The organism is Ensifer sp. 4252, assembly GCF_050434565.1.
In the GTDB taxonomy this organism is placed as follows: domain Bacteria; phylum Pseudomonadota; class Alphaproteobacteria; order Rhizobiales; family Rhizobiaceae; genus Ensifer.
The window spans coordinates 140,012-164,765 of record NZ_JBNDIU010000006.1; the positions used below are offsets into that span (position 1 = coordinate 140,012).

Below are 24,754 nucleotides of genomic sequence, written 5' to 3' on the forward strand. Positions count from 1 at the left end.
CCCAATTCGGATCGAGTTCGACAGTATCCGAGCCGGAACGCCCGACGAGCATCGTCGCGCGAGCTATTGCATGAAGCCTCCAACGCTGTCGCGCGCCCGCAGTGAAATACAATCCTGCGAAGTTGGCGATGTGCGGGCTGCTCCCTTTAATCTTGGCAGAGCTGACCAGTCGTTGCGCTCCGGTTTTTGTGCCTCTCCAGATTGGAGCTCGCATCAGAGTTTTGCTACGCTAGGGACTAACGTTGACAGCTGTCAACTCGCTTGGAGACACAGCGCCACACCCGAAAGCGCCTCGCTCCAGCCTTTCGAGAGCGCGAGCGAATGCAAGCCGATGGGGCGGCAACACGCCCGTGACACCGCCGACGCGAATTGGTCTTCGCGGCGTATCCAGGCAGATTGGGCTTCCGTGTGGTCGCTTCCGCGGACGTTTTCGCTCGGAGACGGCTGGCCGGTGGGCGACAATGCCTGAGCGGATGTCCGCTTGTTGCCGATTGCAGGGCCACCGACTCTACCCAGGCGCAGTCATCACCATCTGCCCTCGGAGCTTTGGGGACGCCCGCTTTCGGGCAGGGTAGGCGCTTAATACCCATCGGAGACTGAAGTCTCCCGCTTGCCGCCGATTTTCGGATCGGCAGACGTGGCGGCATCATGCCGGTCATCGTTCTCGATACATGGTCATGGTAAGCGGTCGGCATGGAGGATGGGGGGCAACGGTATCGCAAAAGCTGGGATCCGGTCGCAACATCGATGACAGTTGACAGCTGTCAACAAACGGCCCTCGGCGTGAATTGCGACCTGCGGTCCACAACAGGTTTATGACTTCTTCCAGAACGCGTTGTTCATTCGCAATCCTGTCGTGCGCAACCCGCCGACTTAGATGGCGAAAATCCCTTCGCGACCGTCTTTCGAGCCGTTATCCGATTGGCAAGGAAATGTTGCTATGATGATGATGCAGGCCTTCATGCGTTGCGAATGGCGCCCAAGAGCGTACAATGGAATGGTCGAATTCGTCGATTCGAGCCCAGTTTGCGCTTAATTGAAGCGCCGGGAAGGCCAATCTAGCCTTCCGCATGATCGATGCAGAAACTCGACGACAATCAACGCGGTATCCGCTAAAACGGCATGTCATATGTGTCGGAAGAAAACCGGCTGTTTTCCTTCCGTTTGCCAGAAATAGCGTGTGATTGTAATGCGATACGATATTCCGGAATTAGTTCTGCAGACGCTGTTTTCCGCGACGATCGAGGCCGAAGATCGCCTCGCGCGGCTGGATGAGCGCGCCGGTCGTCATCCGGTTGCCGAGGGCTTCCGCGAGCGTGGTCAGTTCTTCGATGCGGCCGGTGCCCTCTGGGTTGCCGGCGAGCTTGTGCATGTCGAGGATCTGGTGCTTCATGATGCGCATATGGATGCCCGTGCGCCGACGCATGAATTGACGATCGCGCATGCAGTCTTGCGCGCGCGCCGGAGGATCTGGTTGTCCGAACCGGATTGGGCGCTGTCGACTGCGGGCCTCGCGGTCCTGCGCGGCGAGCAGGTCGGCGGCGATACACCCTCGATCGAGATGGACCGAGGTGGTTCGCCCGGGGTAGCGGACGATGATGGGGTCATCGTTGACGGCGATGACGACGACAATCCACTTTCCCTCGAGTTCGCGGAGATCGACGCAGCGATCGCGCGATCGCAACGCTTGCTCGATGAGCAGGTGGGTGAACTCGGTGACAGCGGATTTGGGGGGGAGCGTCCGTCTGCCTCAGAACCCAAGGGACAGTTGGGGCTGCTTTTCGATGACGAATGGGACGAGGGCGCGCGACTCGATGCGTGGCGATCCTTAATCCCGGCGGCGGACCGACTGCCGGCCTGCCTCGGCGCTGCGATCCTCTTCGACGCCTGGGAGCAGATCGAGCCGCTTCGCAGGCAACATTGGCTGGGAGGATTGCTGGTTGGTGCCTACCTGCGCATGCGCGGCAAGGTGACGTCGCACCTCATCAGCTTCCATACCGGCCTGAAGACAATCCGCCATGAACGGCGCCGAGCAAGGGACCAGGAGGTTCGGCTGAGGGCGTTTCTGGAGGCTCTGGTTCTCACTGGCGAACTTGGCCTCAAGGAGTTGGATCGACTGTTTCTCGCCAAGACGCAGATGGAAATGCGCGTGCGCGACCGTCGCTCAAACAGCAGCCTGCCAAGCCTGATCGAGCTTCTGCTGTCTCGACCAATCGTTTCCGCAGGACTGGTGGCGCGCCATGTCGGCGTCACCCAACGGGGTGCGCTTAATCTGGTCCGCGAACTCGGCGCCAAGGAAATGACGGGCAGGGGGCGCTACCGCGGCTGGGGCATATTGTAGCCGGCCGCCCAAACGGCGGTCGGCAAACGGTCTTGACCATGATGTTTCGGGTCGCCGAGGCTTTATGGGCCAGCGCAGGCGCCAGCGGTTGATCGCCACACAAGGTTGCGACAGGCGACGATGGGGCAGCACAAAGTGCACGCGCGCAACTCGCTTGTCCGGGATGGTGAACCTGCAAGCGATCCGGGCCACAGTTCTGATTTGGCGCACCCGCGGAACCTCTAACCGACACGGACCGTGGCGGAAGCTGGGATCCGCCCCGCTCGCTCCCTGCCGGCGATCAGCCGAGCAGGTTGCGGATCGTTCGCATGAAGGCGCGCGCACCCACTTCGATCAATGCATCAGGAAAGTCATAGTCCGGATTGTGCAGGCGAGGGTGGTTCTCGCCTGCCCCCAGGAAGAACATCGCCGAGGGTGCGACACGGCCGAAAAGGCCGAAGTCTTCCGACGCCTTCATCGGCAGCGCGGTTGGGCCAATGTCGTGGCTAATCTGTTCCTCCTTAAGAGCGCGGCGCAATTCGTTGACGGCCGTCGGTGCGTTGCTGCATTGATGGAAGATGTCCTCGTAGCTGATCGACGAGGTGAGCTTGCCGGCTGTCGAATGTTTGTGAACCAGAGCTTCGGCGCGCTGCACTAGGTCGCCCATCCTCTCGTCCGTCAACGTGCGCAATGTCGCCCAGATCTCGGCATGGCCGGGGCTGATGCCGAAGGCGGGCTCGCCAAGGCGCGCATGGGTCACCGTCACCAGGGTGAAGTCGGCATTGAGCGCACCACCGGCACCAAGCCCGGTCAGTTCGCCCAGGAGATGGGCCATGGCGAAAGTCGGGGCGATGCCATCCTCCGGGCAGGACGCGTGCGCGGTCTTGCCGGAAAGCACGATCTTCATGCCGCGCGAGGCGCAATTGACCGGCCCCTGCGCAAGCGCGACGTGACCCAATGGCAGGCCGGGAAAGTTATGCAGCGAAAACACGAAGTCCGGTTTCAGTGCCTCGAATTTCGGGTCCGCCAATACGGCGGCGGCGCCGGCACCATTCTCTTCGGCCGGTTGGAAAAGCAGGATCGCCCGCCCGCGTGCCGGTCTTTTCTGGGAAAGCCCTTTGGCGAGTGCCATCAGGATTGCCGTGTGGCCATCATGGCCGCAGAGATGTCCCTTGCCGTTGATCCCCGACCGGTGGGGCAGGGTGGAGAGTTCCTCGATCGGCAAGGCATCGAGTTCGGAGCGGACCATCACGGTCGGACCGTCGGCCGCTCCCTGATAAACGGCCGCCACCCCATGCCCGCCGAGATCAGTGATGATCGCGTCCGGTTCGCTCGACCGCAGAGCCTGTGCGACCATCCTGGCCGTCTCGACCTCTTCGCCTGATAGTTCCGGCATGCGGTGAAGTTCGCGCCGAAACGCGATGATCTCGTCCAGTTCGCCACCATTCAAAAACATGCGCAATACCCCAATCAGTGTCCGCCTCAGTGGGGCGTGTCGACTGACCCCAGTATAGGCAGGGAATGTGAAGCGGCGCTCCAGCTCTGTCTAGTTGCGAAAGTGCAAAAGGCGGGGATGTTCGCACCTCAGGTCCTGCCTGCGCTTGTCTATCGCCGGCGTTGGCTCGCGGTGCTTTCCGCCAGCTCTTTCGATGAGATACCGACGTTTTCCCGTGCTGCTCGCGCCCTGCTGGCCGAAGCAGATGAGGCGATGAGACGGCAAGCCTTTACCGCTTAGGGAAGGCGCGGAGCGCTACAGCGCCGCGCGTCTTATTAGACGCGCAAAGGCCGCTGTAGCACTTTGAATTGCTGCATGTTTTTATCCTTAAATCGAATAGGATTTAAGGAAACATGCAGTAGGGCGGTTATCTGCTCTATCCAGAGCCGAACGATGCCGGACCCGGTGCTCGCCGGTTCGGGATATCGTCCTGTATGAGGCTGCGGGCATCACGTCAGGCAGGCCAATTAACCCTCTCGATTGGTTATCTTCGGGCGCCGCCGATGAGCGAGATCGAACGCGCCGCGGCGGTCACCAGCGGGGCAAACCGCTCCTCTGTTTCTTCGGGTGTGTAGCGGCTGCGGGATACCGCGATGTTGATTGCGCCGTAAGGTATGCCGTTGGCATCCAGCACGGGTGCTGCGATCGACAGGTCGCCGTGGAAATATTCCTCGAACGCCGTGGCGTAGCCTTTGGTCGCGGATTGCTTCAGCTTTGCCTTCAGCGCGTCGATGTCCCATGTCGTGTGAGGCGTGAACGGGTAGAGATCCGACTTTTCCAGGATTGCATGCGCTGTCTCCTCCGGCAGGCCCGAGAGGATGGCGATGCCCGGCGCGGTGCAATAGGCCGGCAGCCGCGTGCCGGTGATGACGTCGTTGTTGAGGACGTGGCGGCTCATGAAGCGCGACACGAACACGATGTCGGTGTCGTCGAGCACGGTCAGGTTGACCGTTTCCTCGGTCGCTTTGCTTAAGTGCAGGAGATAGGGCATGCCGCGTTCGACGAAGCCGCTGGCGCGCGTGTAGTGGTAGCCGAAATCGAGCGCCTTCACCGTCAGCTCAAAGCGCTTGGTGTCGGGGTTCTTGCCGAGATAGCCGAGCTTGGCGAGCGTGTGCGTGAAGCGCTGGGCGGCACTCATGTCGAGCCCGGTTTCCTCGGCGATCTGTGACAGGCTGAGGTTCGGGCGGCGACCGTCGAAGGCTCTGAGAACCCTGAAGGCCTTCTCAACCGACTGCACCAGCAAGGGATCGCGGTCTTCTCCCGACGTTTCGTTTTCGTCTGTCGCAGCCTTGCTCGCCTTGCGTGCCATGTATCCCCGGTCCCTGCGGTTTCCCACATATCGATAACAGAATCGCCAAGCATCGGAAAAGGTGCTTGACAGCTAAAATAAACATAATCACACTATGACATAACAATTATCGCATTGCAATAGTTGTTTAATTGCAACGGAGAATATCATGGATCGCTTCATCCTGACTGAACGGCGTGGCGAGGTCGGCGTCATCACGCTGAACCGCCCCGAAATCCTCAATGCCTGGCACAGCCCGATGCGCCAGCAACTGGTTGCCGCCTTCAAGGCTTTCGAAGAGGACGAGACGGTTCGCGCCATTATCCTCACCGGTGCCGGGGACCGTGCGTTCAGTGCCGGCCAGGATCTGAACGAGACCCGCACGTTCGACGGCACCCGCGGCCAGGAATGGGTGGGCGAATGGGAGCGGCTCTATGATGCGATGCGCTCGCTGTCGAAGCCGCTCATCGCCGCTCTCAACGGCGTCGCCGCCGGCTCGGCGTTTCAGGTGGCGCTTCTCTGCGATTTCCGCGTCGCGCATCCGGGCGTGCGCATGGGGCAGCCGGAAATCAACTCCGGTATCGCCAGCACCACTGGCCCCTGGATGATGCGCGAGATGATCGGTCTTTCCCGCACCATCGACCTGACGCTCAGCGGCCGTCTGATGGAATCGGACGAATGCCAGGCCATCGGCATCATCAACCGCATCGTTCCGCAGGAACGCGTCATGGAAGAAGCCCTGTCGCTCGCGCATGAACTCGCCGCCAAGCCGCCAGTCGCCATGCGGCTTGACAAGCAGCGCTTCAGGGAGATGACAGAGGCTGGTTTCCGCGACTGCCTCGAAGCCGGTGCTCGCATCCAGCGCGAAGCCTACGCCTCCGGCGAACCGGCGCGGATGATGGAACAGTTTCTCGCACGGCGTGCGGCAAGCAAGGCCTGACAAAGGCCAGGCCGCTTATGGGAGGCGGCGCGCAATCCAAAACAAGAGGGTAGAACAATGACCAACGACAAACGCATACTGATTGATCGCCGCAGCCTGTTGAAAATCGGCGGAGGCCTGGGCGTCGCCCTGGCCGCGCCTGCCGTCTTTACGCGATCGGCCTTTGCCGCCGAAGCGCTGACCGTCGCCGATCCCGGCGGTCCTTATAGCCCCGGCTACCGCAAGGCATTCTACGACCCGTTCGAACAGGCGACCGGCATCAAGGTTATCAATGTTGCGCGCGATGCCGAACCGACCGCGCAGTTCCGCGCGATGGTCGAGACGCAGTCCTATAGCTGGGACGTCTGCACGCTGACGCTTTCTGCCCGCGACATCCTTGAGAAGCGCGACCTGCTCGAGCCGATCAACCTGCCGGCAGCCGACGTGCCCGGGCTGATGCCCGACGCGCTCACCGAGCTGTGGCTTGGCGTTGATGTCTATTCCACCATCATGGCCTACCGCACCGACCGTTTCGATGCTGCCAATGGCCCGAGTTCCTGGGCAGATTTCTGGAATGTCGAGAAATTCCCGGGCCGGCGCGCCCTGCGCAAGAACCCGATCGATACGCTGGAGCAGGCGCTGCTTGCCGATGGCGTTCCGCTCGCCGAACTCTACCCGCTCGACATCGAGCGCGCCTATGCCAGCCTCGAAAAGATCAAGCCGCATGTCGATGTCTGGTGGACCGGCGGTGCGCAGTCGAGCCAGCTGATCCAGAGCGGCGAAGTCGACCTCATCGCGCTCTGGAACGCCCGGGCACAGGCGGTCATCGACGGCGGCGCGCCGGTCAAGATCGGCTGGAACCAGGGGCTTTATTCGATCGAGGGATGGGGCATTCCCAAGGGCTCGCCGCGTGCCGATATCGCACGGCAGTTCGTCCGGTTCTGCGCCGACCCGAAACAGCAGGCGCTCTTTACCGAATTCCTCGCTTACGGCCCGACGAACCTGAAGGCCTATGAGCATATCCCGGCAGAACGCGCAGCGACCCTTCCGACCTCCGAGGCCAATCTGAAGGTCATGACCATCGCGCGCGAAGACTGGTGGAGCGCCAACCGCTCCGAAATGACCGAGCGCTTCAACGCCTGGATCCTGGGTTAAGGGGAAATCTGATGCTCGCGAAGCCCGAACAAGCCACTCGGCCAAAACTTCTCGTCGATGGATTGGCCAAAAGCTACGGAGCCACCGTTGCTCTCAAGCCCACTCACGTCGCGGTCCAGACCGGCGAGTTCCTGACGCTTCTCGGGCCTTCGGGCTCCGGCAAGACCACCTTGCTGCAGATGATCAGCGGGCTGGTCCTGCCGACTGAGGGCCGCCTGTTCATCGATGGCAGCAACGAGACGGACACGCCGGTGCACAAGCGCGACATCGGCCTGGTCTTCCAGCACTACGCCCTGTTTCCGCATCTGACGGTCGCCGAGAACGTCGGTTTCCCCCTGAAGATGCGGGGCAAGAGCAGTGCCGAGATCGACAGGCAGGTCAACGGAGCCCTGGACATGGTTCAGCTCGGCCATCTGGCCGGGCGGTTCCCGCGCGAGCTATCGGGCGGGCAGCAGCAGCGCGTGGCGCTTGCCCGCTGCTTCGTCTACCAGCCGTCGATCATCCTGATGGACGAGCCGCTCGGAGCCCTCGACAAGAAGCTTCGCGAACATATGCAGTTCGAGATCAAGCGGCTGCACCGGCAAACCGGCGCCACGATCATCTATGTGACGCATGACCAGGAGGAGGCGCTGGCGCTTTCCGACCGCATCTGCCTGATGAACCACGCCATGGTCGAGCAGATCGGTCCGCCGCAGGAAATCTATGCGCGGCCACGTACCGCCTTTGCCGCCGATTTCATCGGCATCTCCAACATCTTCCGCGGTCGCGTCGAGCTCGGCTCGGGCGGTGCCGCGCATCTTTCGACCGCGAGCGGCCGCTATCGGATCGATGGCGCCAGCCTTTCCAACAATGCCGAAATGGCGCTTGTCGTGCGGCCCGAGCATCTCGAACTCGGCTCGACCGGCGCAAACGAAATCAGCGGCCGCGTGGCCGAGGTCGTCTATGCCGGATCGGAAACCCGCCTGCTCGTCGACATCTCGGCCGAACAGCTGGTCACGGTTCGTGTCCTTCCCGGCAAGCCGTTGCCAAGCATCGGCGAAACCATCACCCTGAGCTGGGCGCCCGAAGCGGCCGTTTTGGTGACGCCATGAACGCCACGGCCATGACCTCAGTGCGCGCCGCGCGTCCCAACCGCTTCCGCTTCGGTCCGCTTTGGCTGGCAGTACCCGGCATCGCCTTTCTGCTGATTTTCTTCCTCGTCCCCGTCGCAAGGCTCATGGGCCTCAGTCTCGAGGACGCAGACACCGGCGCGATGACTGCAAGCCATTATGCGCGGATCTTCGAGACGGACGTCTATTTCCGCGTCCTCCTCATCACGTTTCGGATCGCAGGGCTGACGACGCTCTTCTCCCTGCTGCTCGGCTATCCCCTGGCCTACTGGCTGTCGCGGCTGCCGGACCGGACGCGCGGGACGATGATCTTGCTCGTTATGGTGCCATTCTGGACGAGTTACCTCGTCAAGAGTTTTGCCTGGGTCATCGTGTTGGGCCGCACCGGCGTCATCAACCAGATCGGCCTTGGGTCGGGTCTGCTCAGCCAGCCGCTCGAGCTCTTACACAATGAACTCGGCGTGATGATCGGCATGGTCCATGCCATGGTTCCGCTTGCCATTCTGACCATGCTGCCCGTGATGACCGGCATCGATCGCCGGCTGACGCAGGCATCGGGAACGCTGGGTGCGACGCCCGCGAAAGGTTTCTGGCTCGTCTATTTCCCGCTTTCGCTTCCGGGCGCTGCGGCTGCCGGCCTGCTGACCTTCATCTCCTCGCTCGGCTTCTTCATCGTTCCGGCCCTGCTTGGCGGCCGTCAGCAGACGATGCTGGCGCAGCTGATCATCGTGCAGGTCCAGGAAATCCTCAATTGGGCCTTCGCCGGCGCTCTCGCCGCCATGATGCTGGTGGCGGCACTGGTGACGTGCTGGCTCTACGACCGGGTGTTCGGCCTTTCGAGCCTCTCGGGCGAACCGTCCGATGGCAAGGCCGGAAAAACGGGTTTCCTGCGTGGCTTTGGTCTGGCGATCCTCGATCGGGTCGCAAATGTCAGCAGCGCCATCGCGGCTGGCAGTCACCGGCTGCTGGGAGCGGCGGTTTCAAGCCGCATACTCGGCATCTACAGCCTGTTGATGTTCGCCTTCCTGATGCTGCCGACGCTTGTTGTCCTGCCGATCGCCTTTACAAGCTCGCAGTTCCTCGAGTTTCCGCCGCCGGGCTACGGCCTGGAGTGGTTCAGAACCTACTTCACCTCCGACCTCTGGGTTGCTGCAACGATCCGCTCGTTCGGCGTCGCCTTCGCGACGGCCATCGTTGCAACGGTGATCGGTGGGTTTGCAGCACTTGCGCTTGCCCGTTCGCGTTCGCGTTGGCGGGGCATCATCTTCGCCTTCTTCCTGGCGCCGATGATCGTGCCGCGCATCGTCATCGCCGTCGGCCTGTTCTATCTCTTCGCCCAGATGGGACTGGTCGCCACCGACGTCGGTCTGGTGATCGGCCACACGGTGCTGGCGCTGCCCTTTGCCTTCGTCGCCATCGCCGCTGTTCTGAAGAGCTATGACTGGCGGCTCGACCAGGCGGCCGCGACGCTCGGGGCAAACCGGGTTCAAGCCTTACGCTTCGTCACGGTGCCGCTGATCAAGAGCGGCCTGACCGCGGCGTTCCTGTTTGCCTTCATCACCTCGTTCGACGAGCTGACCGTGGCGATCTTCGTCAGCGGCGGCGTCAAGACGACCCTGCCGAAGCAGATGTGGGACGACATGATCCTTCAGCTCAACCCGACGCTCGCGGCGGTTTCGGTCGTCGTCTTCATCGTCGTGACAACACTTCTCCTGGCGGCGGAAAAACTCCGCCGCTCCACCTGACACCATATCCGAGATCCTCCCATGACCGTATCTCTCGAAGGCTTCCTCGGAAGCTTCACGACCAAGGCTGCCCGCAAACCGGAACAGGTTTTCGCCCGTTTCAACGGCGAGCCGATCACCTTTGCCGCCCTTAATGCGATGTCGGCAGCACTTGCCGCCGAGCTGCGCCAGCGCGGCCTGAAATCCGGTGATCGCGCCGCGGTTATGATGCGTAATTCGCGCCTGTCGCTTGCCGTCCTCTTCGGCCTTGCCAAGGCCGGCGTTGTCTGGGTGCCGGTCAACGCCCAGCTGCGCGGCGAGGGCCTGCGCTATATCCTGGAGCATTGCGAGCCGGGCGCCGTCATCTGCGACGCCGAGCTTGCTGAAACCATCGCCGAAAGCGGTGCTGCTCTACCTGCGACTGGGCTTATTCTCGCCGGAGAGCATGTCGGCGCGGCGTCGCTTGAGACGATTCTCGCTTCGGGGGCCGCCTTCAACGAGGAGCCGCCGGCGGCCGACGACCTGTTTGCGATCATGTACACCTCCGGCACCACCGGGAGGCCGAAGGGCGTGTTGGTGACCCACGGCATGATCCGGCTCGCCGGCGAGGCGGTGCGCACGCTTTCCGTGGCCGGCCCCGGCGATGTCTTCTTCGTCTGGGAGCCGCTCTACCATATCGGTGGCGCGCAGCTGATCGTGCTGCCGATCATCGAGGATCTTTCGCTTGCCATGGTCGACAAGTTCAGCGCCAGCCGCTTCTGGGATCAGGTGCGCAGCTATGGCGCCACCCATATCCACTATCTCGGCGGCATCCTGCAGATCCTGCTGAAGCAGCCGGAAAGCGAACGCGACTGCGAGCATCCGGTGCGCGTCGCCTGGGGCGGCGGCTGCCCGAAGGAGGTCTGGCCACTGTTCAAGCAGCGCTTCGGCGTCGAGATGCGCGAGTGCTACGGCATGACCGAAGCCTCCAGCATCACCACCTGTAACGCCACCGGTGTTGTCGGCGCCGTCGGACAGCCGATGCCCTGGTTCTCGGTCGATATCCTCGATGAAAAAGGCGAGCCGGTGCCGGCGGGCGACAAGGGCGAGATCGTGGTGCGCACCTCGCTCGCGGGCGCGCTGTTCAAGGGGTACCTGTGCAATCCGGAGGCGACGGAAAAGGCTCTTCGCAACGGCGCGCTTCACACCGGCGATTCCGGCTCCTTCGATGCCGACGGCAATCTCTGGTTCCATGGCCGGCTGACCGATAGCGTCCGGTGCAAAGGCGAGAACGTTTCCGCCTGGGAGGTAGAGCATGTTGCCGCCGCCTATCCGGCCGTGGAGGATTGCGCCATGATCGGCGTCGCCGCCGATGTCGGCGAGCAGGACATCAAGCTCTTCGTCAAGCCGAAGCCGGGCAGCGCAATCGATCCGATCGACCTGTCGGGATGGCTCGCCCATCGGCTCGCACCCTACCAGAACCCCCGCTACATCGCCGTTATCGACGAGTTCGAGCGCACGCCGAGCCAGCGCATCATGAAGCACCGGCTGCCTGCCGGCCTAGACGGTTGCTGGGATCGGCTGGCACGGTAGTAGGCCCGAGGTGTTTTGGGCGACCACGGCGAATGAAGGGAAGCGATGAGATGGATCAGTCTGACGAAATCGTGCTTGTCGGCTGCGGCAACATGGGCTTTGCTCTGCTCGAAGGTTGGGTCGGGCGAGCCGGCATTCCCGCCGGCCGCGTTCACGTGGTCGAGCCGGCGGAAGCCCTGCGTAGCCGCGCAGTGGCAGTGGGGGCCATTGTCTACGCCGATGCGGCCGACTTGCCGCAGGCGTTGTTGCCGCGCGCCGTCATTGTCGCCGTCAAGCCGCAGATCGTCGGCACAATGCTTGGTGCTTACCGTCGGTTCAGCGGAACTGCTGCGTTCGTCAGCATTGCCGCCGGTGTGCCGATCTCGAACTTCGAGGCTACCCTCGGCGACAGTGCTATCGTTCGCGCCATGCCGAATATGCCAGCTTCGATCGGACTGGGAGTAATTGCCGCTTTTGCCAACACCCACACCGGCGACGTTCAGTTGGCGTACGTGACCGACCTTCTGGCGGCCGTGGGAAACGTGCATTGGCTGGCGGAGGAAAGGCTCGTCGATGCGGCAACGGCGATATCCGGTTCGGGACCGGCCTATCTCTTCCATTTCATCGAATGCCTGACTGGCGCGGGCATCGCCGTCGGTCTGCCGGCGGAGACCGCCCATGCTTTGGCAAAGCAGACAGTCAGTGGTGCCGCCGCTCTCGCGATGACGAGCGCCTTTTCTCCGGCAGAGCTGCGCCAGCAGGTCACCAGCCCGAACGGCACCACCGCTGCCGCGCTTGAGGTCCTGATGGCTGAGCCGGGTCTGGCCGATCTGGTGAAGCGGGCCGCCACGGCCGCGCATCACCGGGCGCTGGAACTTGCGATGCCCGCCTGATCGCTAGCCGAAGACGTACCCGTGTCAGGGCGTGGCGAACGACGCGTCGCGCACGCCCGGAAGATGAAACGTCTGCTCGAAATAGGACCGCAGCGCCTGCATGGGCGGCGTGAACTCCGTGCCGCGGCGCCAGGCAAGGCCGACATCCATGGCAGGCACCGGATCGCGCACGGTGATCGTCTCGATGCGCCGGCCCTCGAGCGACCAGGGGCGGTGGACCATGTCCGACAGAATGGCGACACCCTGGCCGTTGGCGACCAGCGAGCGCACCGCCTCGACCGACGAGGTCCGGAGGATGACACGCGGCTGATAGGTCGAGGTGCTCCAGTATTTTAGCGATGAGTGCGCCGCCTCGTCGACCGTCAGCATGATGTAGGGCTCCTCGGAGATCTCGCGAAAGCCGACGCTGTCGCGTTGAAGCAGCGGATGCTGGGCCGGCACCCAGAGCCGGCGCGTCGAACTCATCAGCTTTTCCGTCGTCAGCGCCGGGTTGAGGATGTTTGAGGTCAGAAGCACCGCCATGTCGTAGCGGTTGGTGAGCAGGCCCTCTTCGATCGATTCCCGCTTGAGTTCGAACAGCTGTAGCTCAAGTTTTGGAAACAGGCGCCGCAGCCGCTCGATATGCTGCGGCAGGAAATAACCGATGACCGTATAGGTGGCGGCGATCGCCAGCGTACCCTCGACGGCGCTGCTGACGACGCTCAGATGCGTCGCCTCGTCCACCTTCTTCAGGATCTCGTAGGCGTGCGAAAGGAACTCCCGCCCCGCCATCGTCAGGTCCATGCCACTCGGCGTGCGCAAAAAAAGGTTGGCGCCGACGATGCGCTCCAGCTCCTTGATCGCCGTGGTCACGGCGGACTGGGAGATCGAAAGATCGACCGCCGCCTGTGATATCTGGCCAAGTTCAGCCGTTGCCACGAAGTAGCGAAGCTGGCGAAGGCTGATCGACATGGCGCATCTCCCATCTGATTTTTTGATATTGCGAGTGAGAAAATCAGAAAGCCTGCCGAGACTTTGAGCAGTTTACTGATCGTCCATCAGGCATTTCAACGTAAGCCACTCTAAAAACGTCAATTTTCACGGGAGATTTTTGCAACTGCGAATTCTGAATTTCAGATAATCTGCATGTGAAAATAGAATTTTTCAAATGCTTTGTTTCGCCCTAGCGTTCCCTGGAGGTCAGGGTTGCCGGTAGAGCAATCTCCAGGGAGAGCGACCCGCAAGAGAGGGATGAGGCATTGCTCGACGTCGTCGACATCAATTGCGACATGGGAGAAGCGTTCGGCCGCTGGCGCATCGGCGATACGGACGACGCGGCGCTGATGTCGCTGATCAGCTCTGCCAATATCGCTGCCGGCTTCCATGGTGGTGACCCCAATCTGATGGATGAGACGGTTCGGCTCGCCGCCGAACATGGCGTCGGCATCGGCGCCCATCCCGGCTATCGTGACCTGCAGGGGTTCGGCCGGCGCACGATTGCGGGCACGCCCCGTGAGCTCGTCAACGACATCGTCTATCAGGTCGGCGCGATCCGAGAATTTGCCCGCCGCCACGGCGCGCCCTTGCAACATGTGAAGCCGCACGGCGCGCTCTACATGGAGATGGCGGTCAATCGCGAGCTGTCGCAGATCTTCATGCAATACATGCGCACGGTCGCGCCGAACGCCTTTGTCTTCTGCATGGCCGGATCGGCGACGGAGCTAGCGGCACAGGAAGTCGGCCAGCCCGTTATCCGCGAGTTCTATGCCGATCGCGACTACGACGACAGCGGCTCGATCGTCTTTACCCGCGATGCCGGCCGGCCGGACGCCGCGACAATCGCCCGCAAGGTCGTTCGCGCCTGTCGGGAGGGGCGCGTGCGCACGGTCACGGGCGCCGACGTCGAAGTCCCGTTCGAATCCATCTGTTTTCATTCCGATACGCTGGGCGCGCTCGATATCGTGCGCCTCATGCGGGAGGCGCTGAGTGCCGAGGGCATCCGCATCGCTCCCGTCTCTCAGGTCAAGACCAGATAACATAGCGGAGGTGGCATGAAAGAGGCCGCGCCCGCTGAGAGAACGGACCACTGAGATGGAGATGATAATGATCGAGGGACAGTCACGCTTCCGGCCTTTCGGCTTACCTTATTGGGGGTTCGCAGATCTCAACAAGGGAGTTGGAAGCATGACTGCCTCCTATGATTACCATATCGGCGTCGACTACCACAAATCCTATAGCCATCTGGTGGTGCAGGACAGCAGTGGCAAGACGCTCAGATCGGGCCGGGTGAAGAACGATCGCCAGTCGCTCGGTGGGTTTCTCGAGCGCTACCGCGAGAACTCGCATGCCGTGGTCGAGGCGACGCGCAACTGGATGGTGATGTACGACTGGCTCGACGACATTTGTGATGATGTCGTTCTCGCCCATCCGTTGAAGGTCAAGGCGATCGCCGACGCGAAGATCAAGACCGACAAGATCGATGCGACGGTACTGGCGCATCTGCTGCGAGCCGACCTAGTGCCGGAGGCCTGGGCACCCGGCGAACGCGCAAGAGACCTGCGCATAGCGTTGCGCGAGCGGATGTTTTACGTGCGGCTGCGCACGATGACCAAGAACCGGATCGTCACGGTCTTCGATCGCTATCCGGAGCAGACGGCGCAGCTGAAGAAGCTCGGTGATCTGTTCGGCAGGGCCGGCCGCATCCAGTTGGCGCAGGTCAAGGTCTCGGAAATCGACCGCATCCAGATCGACCGTGGCCTCGAGTTCATCGGCGACATCGACGTGCGGATCAAGCAGTCTGATACGACGATCCGGGCGATGACCAAAGCCAACGCCAATGTGAGGCTTTTGAAGACAATCCCCGGCATCGGTGAGTTCTTCGCCCGGCTGATCGACGCGGAGATTGACGATATATCCCGCTTTCGCAATGCCAAAAAGCTGGCCGCCTATGCCGGGCTTGTGCCGTCGACCTATTCGAGCGGCGGCAAGACCTTTCATGGCAAGATCATCAAGCAGGGCAACAAGTGGCTGCGCTGGGCTTTCGTCGAAGCAGTTGCTCCAGCCATCACCAGCGATGCACAGCTGCGAGCCCAGTACGAGCACCTGAAGATCAGAGGAACCAACAAGGCGCGGGTTGCGATTGCGCGCAAGCTTTTGACGATCGCCTTCCAGATCCTGCGTGACCAGCGCGCTTTCGAGCCGCGCGACACCAGCACCACGGAAGGCGCGTCAATGAAATCCCGGTTGTCCTGATGACAGTCTAGCGAGCCCGGCAGGACTGGGCTGCGCTCTTGAAGGAGAATGGGAAACCGGGAGCCGAACGCCACGCTGTGACCGAAGCCGAGAAGGCATCAGGGTCACGAATTGGAGACTGGTTCAAAAACCGAAGGACAGCCAAACGCGGTCTGCCCGGCGGAGAGCAGGATTCTGCCGATCGGCGCCAATGCCGGTCAAAATATAACCGAACCCAGGGAAAAGCCGCCAAATGAAGGTGTTTTACCCCTTGAGTTCTTTCATTGGAGGCAACCATGAGCAAACACGAAATCCGATCGCCCCTTCCAGGAACCTTCTATCGCTCGTCTGCTCCGGATGTCCCGCCGTTCAAAACCGATGGCGATGCCGTTTCCTCCAGCGATGCGATCGGCCTGATCGAAGTCATGAAGACCTTTCAGGAGATCCAGGCCGGTGTGGCCGGCGGCAGCATCCGCTTTCTCGTCGACAACGAAGAGCCTGTCATGGCCGGCCAGGTGCTCGCCGAGGTCGAACAATGAAGCTGCGCTCCGTTCTCGTTGCCAATCGCGGCGAAATCGCCGTCCGCATCATCCGCGCCGCCAAGGCACTCGGTATCCGCACTATCCAGGTCTATAGTGCTGCCGACGCCGACATGCTGGCGGTCAAGCTCGCGGACGAGGCGATCGAGATCGGACCGCCGGCGCCAAAGAAGTCCTATCTCGACATTGCGGCCGTGATCTCGGCGGCCAAGCGCGCCAATGTCGATGCGGTTCATCCCGGTTACGGTTTCCTGTCGGAAAACGGCGATTTCGCCGACGCCGTGGTTGCTGCCGGCCTCATCTTCATCGGCCCGTCCGGCGATGCGATCCGCCTGCTGGGCGACAAGGTCGCTGCCCGCGCCGTCGCCGAGAAGGCCGGCGTGCCGACGGTTCCCGGCAGCGACGGCCGGATCTCCAGTCTTGCCGACGCACTTGAGGTAACGGAGCGCACCGGTTTCCCCGTGATGATCAAGGCTGCCGCCGGCGGCGGTGGCCGCGGCATCCGCATCGTCAACAACGCGGCTGAGCTGGACACGCAGTTTCCCCAGGCATCGGCCGAGGCGTTGGCATCCTTCGGCGATGGCGGCCTCTATCTGGAAAAGGTCATCACCCGCGCACGCCATGTCGAGGTCCAGATCCTCGGCGACGGCCAGAACGTCGTGCATTGCTATGAGCGCGAATGCTCGCTGCAGCGCCGCCGGCAGAAGGTCTGGGAGGAGGCCCCCTCCTTCCTGCTTCCGCCCGAGGTCAGGCAGAAGCTCTGCGACAGCGCCGTCGCGCTGGCGCGCTCCGTCGGCTACCGCGGGGCCGGAACGGTCGAATACCTCTACGACGATGAGACGCGCGAGTTCTACTTCATCGAGGTCAACACCCGCATTCAGGTGGAACACCCGGTGACGGAATCACCGGCATCGATCTGGTCGAAGAGATGTTCCGCATCGCCGCCGGCGCACCGCTCTCGGTCCGCCAGGCCGGCATCGCCGTCAAGGGCCATGCTATCGAATGCCGCATCAATGCCGAGGATCCGAGGCGCGGTTTCATGCCGGCGCCGGGCCGGATCGAAAGACTTGAAGTGCCTGAGGGTGAGGGCATCCGTTTCGACACCATGCTCTACGAAGGCTACGTCATTCCGCCGTTCTACGATTCATTGCTCGGCAAACTGATCGTCTGGGGCGAGGACCGCACGGCGTGCCTCGCCCGGCTTTCGCAGGCGCTGGCGCAGTTGAAGATCGAGGGCGTGCCGACGACGATCCCGTTGCATCGCGCACTGGCTGCCGACGCGCAGATCGCTGCCGGCGCCTTCCATACCCGCTTTCTCGAGACATGGCTGGAAACTGAATTTGCCGCCGATGGTGGCCGTGCCGCGGAGGTCGCGTGATGCCGACACGATATACGTTCGGAGGCGACGAGCACCTGTTCGTCGAATGCAGCGACGAGATGTCGTTGGAAGCCTTCTTCAAGAGCCTCTCCATGGCCAGCGGCGTCAAGGAGAGCGGCATCAAGGGCATCACCGAGATCTGTCCGGCCAATGCATCCTTCCAGATCAAGTTCGACCCGGATCAGATCAAGCCGGATGATGTGCTGAGGGAAGTGCGGGCGATCGAGGGCGCAGCCGAACGGGCAGAACCCGTCATTCGCACCCGCATCGTCGAAATCCCGGTGTTCTACAACGACCCCTGGACGCACGAGACGCTGATGCGCTTTCGCGAGCGCCACCAGGAGCCGTCGGGCACCGACCTCGATTATGCAACACGGATCAACGGTTACGGCGACGTTGATGATTTCGTCGCCGCCCATTCGGGATCGCCTTGGTTCGTGTCGATGGTCGGCTTCGTTGCCGGACTACCGTTCATGTACCAGATGGTCGAGCGGCAACGGCAGATCCAGGTGCCGAAATATCTGCGCCCGCGCACGGACACGCCGCGGCTGACCGTTGGCCATGGCGGCTGCTTCGGCTGCATCTATTCGGTTCGCGGTGCCGGCGGCTACCAGATGTTCGGCATCACGCCGATGCCGATCTTCGACCCGACGCAGACCACCAGCTATCTCCGCGATTTCATGGTGTTCTTCCGGCCGGGCGACATCGTCAAGTTCAAGCCGATCGATCGCGATGCCTACGATCAGGCGGTCGAGGACGTCGACAAGGGGCGTTTCAGCCCACCGGTTCGCGAGGTCAGCTTCGATCTGCGCGAATTCCAGAAGGACATCACTGGCTACAACACCCGGCTGGAGGGCATGATCAATGGCCATTAAGGTGCTGCATCACGGTCTTGCGACCACCGTCCAGGACCTTGGCCGTCCCGGTTACTTCCATCTCGGCATCCCGCTCGGGGGCGCGATGGATCGCTATGCGATGCGTGCCGCCAATCTGCTCGTCGGAAACGAGGAGGGCGCGGCCGGTCTCGAAGCGGTGTTCCTCGGCCCCAAGCTCGAATTTACCGAAGACGCGCTGGTTGCGGTGACCGGAGCCGACATGCCGGCAAAGGTCGATGGGGTGGAGCAATCCGGTTGGACGGCCTTTCCTGTTCGCGCCGGCCAGACCCTGACCTTCGATTTCCTCAAGTTCGGCGCCCGCATCTATATCGCCGTTGCCGGCGGTATCGATGTGCCGCTGGCACTCGGCAGCCGCTCGACCTACCCGATCGGCGCGCTTGGCGGTTACAACGGCCGCCCGCTTCAGTCTGGCGACGAACTGCCTGTTGGTGCCGGCAACGGTTCCGGCGAGGGGCGCTCGGTCGGCGCGCAATTGCGGCGTCTGCCGGCCGCACCCGTGGCGCTGCGTGTCCTGCCCGGTCTCTACTGGGATCGGCTCGCCGACGAGGCGAAACAGAGTTTCTTTGCCGACGAATGGAAGGTGGCGCCGGAAGCCGACCGCATGGGCTACCGCTTCCGCGGCGGCCGCAAGCTTTCCTTCGTCGAGCGCGAGCAGCCGTTCGGCGCCGGTTCCGACCCATCCAACATCGTCGACAGCTGCTACCCCTATGGCTCCATCCAGGTTCCCGGCGGAACCGAGCCGATCATCCTGCATCGTGATGCGGTCTCCGGCGGCGGCTACTTCATGCTCGGAACGGTGATATCAGCCGACATGGACCTGATCGGGCAGATGCAGCCGCATACGCCGACCCGGTTCGTCGAGGTGACGATGGACGAGGCGCTGGCGGCCAGGGCTGAGGAAAACGCCCGGCTGGAAGCGCTGCGCACCGCGCTGCGCTGACGGTTCCGGGGAAACGGAGGGCAAGATGGAGCGTGGGCCTCGGGACAGGAAATCGGCAGCCGCGCTCATTACGGCGCGCCGGCGAGGCGATGGTTCCGCGCGGCTCTGCCTATTCGACGACGCGCGTCAGGTAGGCGGCCGTGACGCTCGGGCCTGGTATGATCGCGACGATTTTCATCTGCGCAATCGTCCGGTTCATCGAGGCGTCGATGTGGTTCTCCAGCATCGCTGCCGCCGCGGCGGTCGCACCGCGTGTCATCAGTTCGACGATCAGCCTGATTTCCGCGATCACCGCCGGATCGCCGGGAAGGCCGAGTTGCCGCAGCAGCCGCTCGGTCGCCGTCACCGGCAAAAGGTTGTTGCGGATCAGTTCGCGCAGGCGCTCGTTCGGCATTGCCAGCACACAGCACTCGGTAAACTGTGTACGGATGTCCTCGAGGTCCTGCCAGGCGTTCGCCGATTGCGAACTGTTGAGTTCGCTAAGCCGGCTAAACAAGGCGGCAAGCCGATCCCTGTCGATATGGCTGGCGCCAAGGGCAAGCGCCTGCGGCTCGAGCAGACGGCGCAACATGAAATGGTCCTTGACGGTCTGGGCCGTCAGCGGACCGGCGATCCAGTGCGAACTCTGGTTTTTGCGCACCAGCCCGCGCTCGCGCAGCCGCGTCAGCACGTCGCGCACCACGGTGCGGCTGACGCTGAAGTGGTTGGCAAGCTCGTTTTCGATGATGCGATACTGGCCGAAGATGACGCAGCCGGCGACGTCGTTCTCGATCTCGGTGTAGATGCGCTCCCACGACGAGCGGCTTTGCAGCGCCTCGTCGGCATGTTGCGGGATGGTGAGCCCGAGCGACTTGATGTCGGTACGGTTGGGCTCGATCGCGCGGCCCGGCGGCCCAACGAGATAACCGCGTCCCTTGAAGCGATGAACGAGGCCATCGCTTTCCAATTGCAGGAGTGCGCGCTGAACCGGCGCCCGCGAGATCTGCAGGATTTCCGCGATCGGCCCTTCGAGCAGAACCAGGCCGGGCGGCAGGATGCCGTCGGCGATGTTGCTGCGCAGAACGTCCTCGGCAATTTCGTAGCGGCGCTGGGTATTCTGGCCGAGGCGTGGCTCGCTCATGCGATCGGGCGTCTTCCGTTTGGCTGGCAATTTTGTCCTCTTTCTTACGCCACTTGCCGGGGAATGTGACAGCTGAAAATAAATGCATTTTGCATACAAGTTGGCAAATTAAATGTGCATTTTGCCATCACAATTGGTGTTGAAGTGTGGAGCGCAGGGCATTGGTCGACGGATTTTTGGCGAATTGACCACTGTCATTTCGCGTCTACATGAATAGATCGCGCCGGCACACACCGCAGATTGCATAGGGTCCGGTGCGGGTCGGTGCGATTTTGCGCTGGGTCCGCATCGCTAGGCCGCTGGCGGTGTGATGGACGTATTTCGTTCTGATCTAAAAGACGAATAAAAGTCTATTGCATACAAAAATCATTCATGTCATTGTTCGTGACATGCAAGCGCTCAGAAGAAGCGTGCAGGTGGAACTAATTTTTTGAACCGCAAAGGACCTTCATCCCCAACGCGCATGTGAGCATGCGCGAACGCAATCGCATGTCCCGTTCGGATGCCTTGTCGGCTCCGGCGATGGCGAAGCTTTGGGTGGTGAATGTCCGGACGGCAAACTGGCAGGAAACCAATGTCGACGGTCCTTCAGCTCAAGAACATCACCAAAACCTACGGCGACATGCGCGCGCTCAGCGGGATCGATCTCGCTCTGCCCCGCGACGCCTACATCTCGCTTCTCGGGCCGAGCGGATCCGGCAAGACGACGCTCTTAAGGGTCATTGCCGGTTTCGAGCATCCGGATGGCGGCGCGATCCTGTTTGACGGAAAGCGCATCGACACCGTGGCGCCGCACAAGCGCGGCATCGGTTTCGTCTTCCAGAACTTCGCGCTCTTCCCGCATCTGTCCGTTGCGCAGAACATAGCCTTCGGCCTGGAAAACAGGGAGGACGACCCGGTCACCGAGCGGCGCGTCGTCGACGCCAGGGTGCGCGACATCATCAGCCTCGTCGGTCTTTCCGGCCTTGAAGGCAGGGCAGTCACGCAGATTTCCGGCGGTCAGCGCCAGCGCGTCGCATTGGCGCGCACGCTTGTCACCGAACCGCGTATGGTGCTTCTCGATGAGCCGCTCGGCGCGCTGGACGCCAATCTGCGCGCCCGGATGCGGGCGGAATTGCGGGCAATCCGGGAGCGCTGCGGCGTCACCTTCCTGCACGTCACCGGCAGTGAGGCCGAGGCGCTGGCCATGGGCGACACGGTCCTGGTGCTGGAAAGCGGCCGCATTGCCCAATCGGCGGATTCCGACACCGTCTACAACAGGCCCGCTTCGCCGGCCGTCGCTCGCTTTCTCAATTGCTACAACCTCTTTCCGGGACGGATCGAAGGTGGTGACTTCGTCGGCGGCGTCGGGCGGTTTGCGCTTGGCGCAGCCGCGCCGGCGCGGGCGGCATCGCCGGCTTACGCGATCCGCTACGACCGGGTTTCCGTCCGGCCGCGCGAAGCCGCCATCACTGAGGACGAGATCCGCATCGAGGCGAATTTCGTCGCCAGCGAATATTCCGGTGCCGCGGTCAATTCCTTCTTTGCGCTCGATGACGGCAGGGTTTTCGAGGTCGAAAGCCATCTCAGCCATGCAGCGCCCGAGACCTATGCCGAACAGGGTCGCTACGCGCTCGTTTGGAAGCGGGAGGACGCCCTTGTCTACGCCTGAGATCGTTTTTGCAAAACCCGGCGCCTGCGCGCCGCATGGTTCCCGCCCGGAGAATGAGAGATGAGCATGATGGCCGTTGCGGAGCAGACGGAAACAGAGACCGTCGCCGAGAAGAAACTACCGGGAAAGGCGCTTTGGTTGCTTGCGCCGGGCGTCATCTGGATGAGCCTCTTCCTCGTCCTGCCTATGCTGATGATGGTCTACGTGTCCTTCTGGACACAGACGACCTTCACCATCGAGCCGACGCTGACGTTGAAGAGCTGGGTCACCTTCTTCACGAGCGACACCTATCTGGGTGCCTTGTGGACGACGGTGCGCATCTGGCTGATCGTGCTCGTCGCCACCGTGCTGGTCGGCTATCCCGCTGCCCTTTTCGTCGGGCTGTTCGTCAAGAACAAGGCGCTGCAGACGGTGCTTCTGGTTCTGTGCGTCATTCCCTTCTGGACGTCGTTCCTGATCCGCGTTCTTGCCTGGCGGCCGATGCTCGGCAAGGAGGGCGCGATCAACATGATCCTGATGAACCTCGGCATCACCGACGCGCCGATCGAGGTGCTGCTGTTTTCCGAGCTGTCGGTGATCATCGGCATGACGCAGATCTACTGCGTGTTCATGGTCGGCCCGATCGCCTTCATGCTCGGCCGGATCGACGCTTCGATCATCGAGGCGGCCCAGGATCTCGGTGCCGGCTTCTGGCGCATCTTCCGCACGATCATCCTGCCGCTGTCGATGCCGGGCGTCGTCGTTGGCGCAATCTTCGTCTCGGTCATGGTTCTCGGTGAATTCGCAACCTCGGCCGCGCTCTCCGGCCGCAAGGTCAACCTGCTCGGAAACATCATCGTCACCCAGGTCGGTTCGCTGAAATGGGCCTTCGCGGCGGTCGCCGGCGTCGTCCTCACCATCCTGATGGGCGCGGTCGTGGCGGCGCTCCTGAGGGTCGTCGATCTCAGGAAGGAGCTCTGATCATGAATGCCAGCGGCATGAAACTCAGCCTTGGCGCCTATACCGCGCTCTTCCTCGTCTTCCTCTATGGCCCCCTCGTCGTGCTTGCCATCCTGTCCTTCCAGACGGGGCCGGAAGGCGGGCCGCAGTTCCCGATCATCGAATGGTCGACCTATTGGTACAAGCATCTCTTCGGCCTGACACCGCCCTCGCGCATCGCGCCGTTGCCGATTGAGCAGGCTCTGGTCCGCTCGCTGGGGCTCGCGGTCATGACCATGATCGTCTCGACGGTGTTGGGAGTCTCGGCGGCTCAGGCTTTCCGCCGCAAGTTCCGCGGCTCGGGCGTGGTCTTCTACCTCATCGTTCTCGGCATGATGGTGCCGGGCGTGCTCGTCGGTCTCGGCATGGCGCTCGTTGCCAATACGCTCGGCATCGACCGCCATTGGTGGAGCACCGCCTTCGTTCTGCACGTGGTCTACACCTTTCCCTTCGCCTTCCTGGTGATGCTGGCAATCTTCAACCGGTTCGATCCGAGCATGGAGGAGGCGTCCTGGTCGCTCGGCGTCACGCCGGCGCGCACCTTCCGCAAGGTGACATTCCCGCTGATCTTCCCCGGCGTGCTTTCCGCCATGCTCTTTGCCTTCACGCTCTCCTATGACGAGTTTTCACGCACGCTTTTCGCCTCGGGCCGCGACCTGACACTGCCGCTGGCGATCTACGGCACTTTCTCCGTCGAAGTGCATCCGAACGTCTTTGCCTTCGGTGTGCTGACGACGCTGTTCTCCTTTGCGCTGCTCGGTACCTATGCTGCACTGATGATGCTTTCGGTGCGCCGTGCCAAGCGCATCGCGATCCAGGAGGAGGCGTGATGGCCGGCTCTTCCCCACTCGGCTCTGCGATCGTCACCGGTGCCGGCTCCGGCATCGGCCGGGCCATCGCGCTGCGGCTGGCGGCCGACGGTTATGCCGTCGTCGTCAACGATCTTTCGCCTGAAAGCTCAGCGGCGGTTGCCGGCGAGATTGCGGCTGCCGGCGGCGTGGCGACCGCGATCTGCGGCGACGTCTCAAGCGAAGCCGACGTCAAGGCGACGGCGGAGAAAGCTGCGCAACTCCATGGCCCCGTGGCACTGCTCGTCAACAATGCCGGCATCGCCCATCAGGCGCTGTTCGAAAATCTCGAGGTCGCCGATTTCGACCGGATGTTTGCGGTGCATGTACGCGGCACCTTCCTGATGACCAAGGCGGTGCTGCCGGAAATGCTGGCTCGCCGCGAGGGCGTGATCGTCAACATGGCCTCGCAACTCGGCCAGATCGGCGGCGTCGAGCTCGTGCACTACTCGTCCGCCAAGGCCGCGATCATCGGCATGACCAAGGCGCTCGCCCGCGAAGTGTCGAGCCGCGGCGTGCGCGTCAACGCGGTCGCGCCCGGCCCTATCAACACGCCGCTCGTGATGGGGCTCTCCGAGGATTGGCGCGCCGCCAAGAAGGCGCAGCTGCCGCTCGGGCGGTTCGGCGAGCCGGACGAAATCGCCGCGACCGTTTCGTTCCTGGCTTCGCCATCGGCGGGCCTGTTCGTCGGCCAGACGCTCGGGCCCAATTCCGGCGACGTGATGCTCTGACAGGAAAGA

The 24,754-nt window shown here is 62.5% G+C and carries 20 protein-coding genes and 1 pseudogene; 17 read left to right on the forward strand and 4 right to left on the reverse strand.

Annotation, left to right across the window (positions count from 1 at the left end; translation table 11 throughout):
* Positions 1 to 1,189 precede the first annotated feature (1,189 nt).
* Complete coding sequence (locus ABIE33_RS15105; protein ID WP_429126240.1) at positions 1,190 to 2,341, forward strand: RHE_PE00001 family protein; 1,152 nt, start codon at positions 1,190 to 1,192, stop codon at positions 2,339 to 2,341.
* Positions 2,342 to 2,621: 280 nt separating this feature from the next.
* Here the strand turns inward: ABIE33_RS15105 and ABIE33_RS15110 are convergent, their stop codons facing one another.
* Together ABIE33_RS15110 and ABIE33_RS15115 are read right to left on the reverse strand one after the other, a co-directional pair.
* Positions 2,622 to 3,776 (reverse strand): amidohydrolase, encoded by a 1,155-nt coding sequence (locus tag ABIE33_RS15110; RefSeq protein WP_429126242.1) that lies wholly within the window; start codon positions 3,774 to 3,776, stop codon positions 2,622 to 2,624.
* A 523-nt stretch (positions 3,777 to 4,299) separates the two neighbouring features.
* Entirely contained in the window at positions 4,300 to 5,124 is an 825-nt protein-coding gene (locus ABIE33_RS15115; RefSeq protein WP_429126244.1) for an IclR family transcriptional regulator, read from the reverse strand.
* Positions 5,125 to 5,272: 148 nt separating this feature from the next.
* Between ABIE33_RS15115 and ABIE33_RS15120 the strand changes: the two genes are divergently transcribed.
* Genes ABIE33_RS15120 through proC form a run of 6 tightly spaced genes read left to right on the forward strand, consistent with a single transcriptional unit; the run spans position 5,273 to position 12,454 of the window.
* Positions 5,273 to 6,043 (forward strand): enoyl-CoA hydratase/isomerase family protein, encoded by a 771-nt coding sequence (locus tag ABIE33_RS15120; protein ID WP_429126246.1) that lies wholly within the window; start codon positions 5,273 to 5,275, stop codon positions 6,041 to 6,043.
* A 57-nt stretch (positions 6,044 to 6,100) separates the two neighbouring features.
* Positions 6,101 to 7,177 carry a polyamine ABC transporter substrate-binding protein gene (locus ABIE33_RS15125; RefSeq protein WP_429126247.1) on the forward strand — a complete coding sequence of 359 codons (1,077 nt, stop codon included), beginning with the start codon at positions 6,101 to 6,103 and terminating at the stop codon, positions 7,175 to 7,177.
* Positions 7,178 to 7,188: 11 nt separating this feature from the next.
* Complete coding sequence (locus ABIE33_RS15130) at positions 7,189 to 8,268, forward strand: ABC transporter ATP-binding protein (protein ID WP_429126249.1); 1,080 nt, start codon at positions 7,189 to 7,191, stop codon at positions 8,266 to 8,268.
* On the forward strand, positions 8,265 to 10,031 hold the full coding sequence (locus ABIE33_RS15135; RefSeq protein WP_429126251.1) for an ABC transporter permease subunit: 1,767 nt from the start codon (positions 8,265 to 8,267) through the stop codon (positions 10,029 to 10,031). Before ABIE33_RS15130 ends, ABIE33_RS15135 begins: the two co-directional genes overlap by 4 nt.
* Before the next feature lie 21 nt (positions 10,032 to 10,052).
* The gene (locus ABIE33_RS15140; RefSeq protein WP_429126253.1) at positions 10,053 to 11,582 is read left to right on the forward strand and encodes an AMP-binding protein; all 1,530 of its coding nucleotides are present in this window, start codon (positions 10,053 to 10,055) and stop codon (positions 11,580 to 11,582) included.
* Between the two features lie 50 nt (positions 11,583 to 11,632).
* Complete coding sequence (gene proC, locus ABIE33_RS15145) at positions 11,633 to 12,454, forward strand: pyrroline-5-carboxylate reductase (protein WP_429126255.1); 822 nt, start codon at positions 11,633 to 11,635, stop codon at positions 12,452 to 12,454.
* Between the two features lie 24 nt (positions 12,455 to 12,478).
* On the opposite strand, the gene ABIE33_RS15150 is transcribed toward proC, so the two are convergent.
* Positions 12,479 to 13,405, reverse strand: coding sequence for a LysR family transcriptional regulator (locus ABIE33_RS15150; RefSeq protein WP_429126257.1), 927 nt, complete (start codon positions 13,403 to 13,405; stop codon positions 12,479 to 12,481).
* 287 nt (positions 13,406 to 13,692) lie between these two features.
* Between ABIE33_RS15150 and ABIE33_RS15155 the strand changes: the two genes are divergently transcribed.
* From ABIE33_RS15155 to ABIE33_RS15180, 6 genes and pseudogenes are all read left to right on the forward strand, one after another.
* Complete coding sequence (locus ABIE33_RS15155) at positions 13,693 to 14,469, forward strand: 5-oxoprolinase subunit PxpA (protein ID WP_429126259.1); 777 nt, start codon at positions 13,693 to 13,695, stop codon at positions 14,467 to 14,469.
* Between the two features lie 148 nt (positions 14,470 to 14,617).
* Positions 14,618 to 15,685, forward strand: a complete 1,068-nt coding sequence (locus ABIE33_RS15160; RefSeq protein ID WP_429126261.1) for an IS110 family transposase — start codon at positions 14,618 to 14,620, stop codon at positions 15,683 to 15,685.
* A gap of 275 nt (positions 15,686 to 15,960) precedes the next feature.
* Entirely contained in the window at positions 15,961 to 16,203 is a 243-nt protein-coding gene (locus ABIE33_RS15165; protein ID WP_429126263.1) for an acetyl-CoA carboxylase, read from the forward strand.
* A pseudogene (locus ABIE33_RS15170) lies at positions 16,200 to 17,581 on the forward strand (acetyl-CoA carboxylase biotin carboxylase subunit). The gene ABIE33_RS15165 and the pseudogene ABIE33_RS15170 overlap by 4 nt, the downstream one beginning before the upstream one ends.
* Positions 17,581 to 18,456 (forward strand): 5-oxoprolinase subunit B family protein, encoded by an 876-nt coding sequence (locus tag ABIE33_RS15175; RefSeq protein WP_429126265.1) that lies wholly within the window; start codon positions 17,581 to 17,583, stop codon positions 18,454 to 18,456. Before ABIE33_RS15170 ends, ABIE33_RS15175 begins: the two are co-directional and overlap by 1 nt.
* The gene (locus tag ABIE33_RS15180; RefSeq protein ID WP_429126266.1) at positions 18,446 to 19,417 is read left to right on the forward strand and encodes a biotin-dependent carboxyltransferase family protein; all 972 of its coding nucleotides are present in this window, start codon (positions 18,446 to 18,448) and stop codon (positions 19,415 to 19,417) included. The genes ABIE33_RS15175 and ABIE33_RS15180 overlap by 11 nt, the downstream gene beginning before the upstream one ends.
* Before the next feature lie 109 nt (positions 19,418 to 19,526).
* On the opposite strand, the gene ABIE33_RS15185 is transcribed toward ABIE33_RS15180, so the two are convergent.
* On the reverse strand, positions 19,527 to 20,537 hold the full coding sequence (locus tag ABIE33_RS15185; protein ID WP_429126268.1) for a GntR family transcriptional regulator: 1,011 nt from the start codon (positions 20,535 to 20,537) through the stop codon (positions 19,527 to 19,529).
* A 574-nt stretch (positions 20,538 to 21,111) separates the two neighbouring features.
* On the opposite strand from ABIE33_RS15185, the gene ABIE33_RS15190 reads away from it, so the two are divergent.
* From ABIE33_RS15190 to ABIE33_RS15205, 4 genes are all read left to right on the forward strand, one after another.
* Positions 21,112 to 22,188, forward strand: a complete 1,077-nt coding sequence (locus ABIE33_RS15190; protein WP_429126270.1) for an ABC transporter ATP-binding protein — start codon at positions 21,112 to 21,114, stop codon at positions 22,186 to 22,188.
* 69 nt (positions 22,189 to 22,257) lie between these two features.
* Positions 22,258 to 23,148: an ABC transporter permease gene (locus tag ABIE33_RS15195; RefSeq protein WP_429126416.1), complete on the forward strand. Its 891-nt coding sequence runs from the start codon at positions 22,258 to 22,260 to the stop codon at positions 23,146 to 23,148.
* A 2-nt stretch (positions 23,149 to 23,150) separates the two neighbouring features.
* Positions 23,151 to 23,996: an ABC transporter permease gene (locus ABIE33_RS15200; protein ID WP_429126272.1), complete on the forward strand. Its 846-nt coding sequence runs from the start codon at positions 23,151 to 23,153 to the stop codon at positions 23,994 to 23,996.
* Complete coding sequence (locus ABIE33_RS15205) at positions 23,996 to 24,745, forward strand: SDR family NAD(P)-dependent oxidoreductase (RefSeq protein ID WP_429126274.1); 750 nt, start codon at positions 23,996 to 23,998, stop codon at positions 24,743 to 24,745. Before ABIE33_RS15200 ends, ABIE33_RS15205 begins: the two co-directional genes overlap by 1 nt.
* Positions 24,746 to 24,754 lie beyond the last annotated feature (9 nt).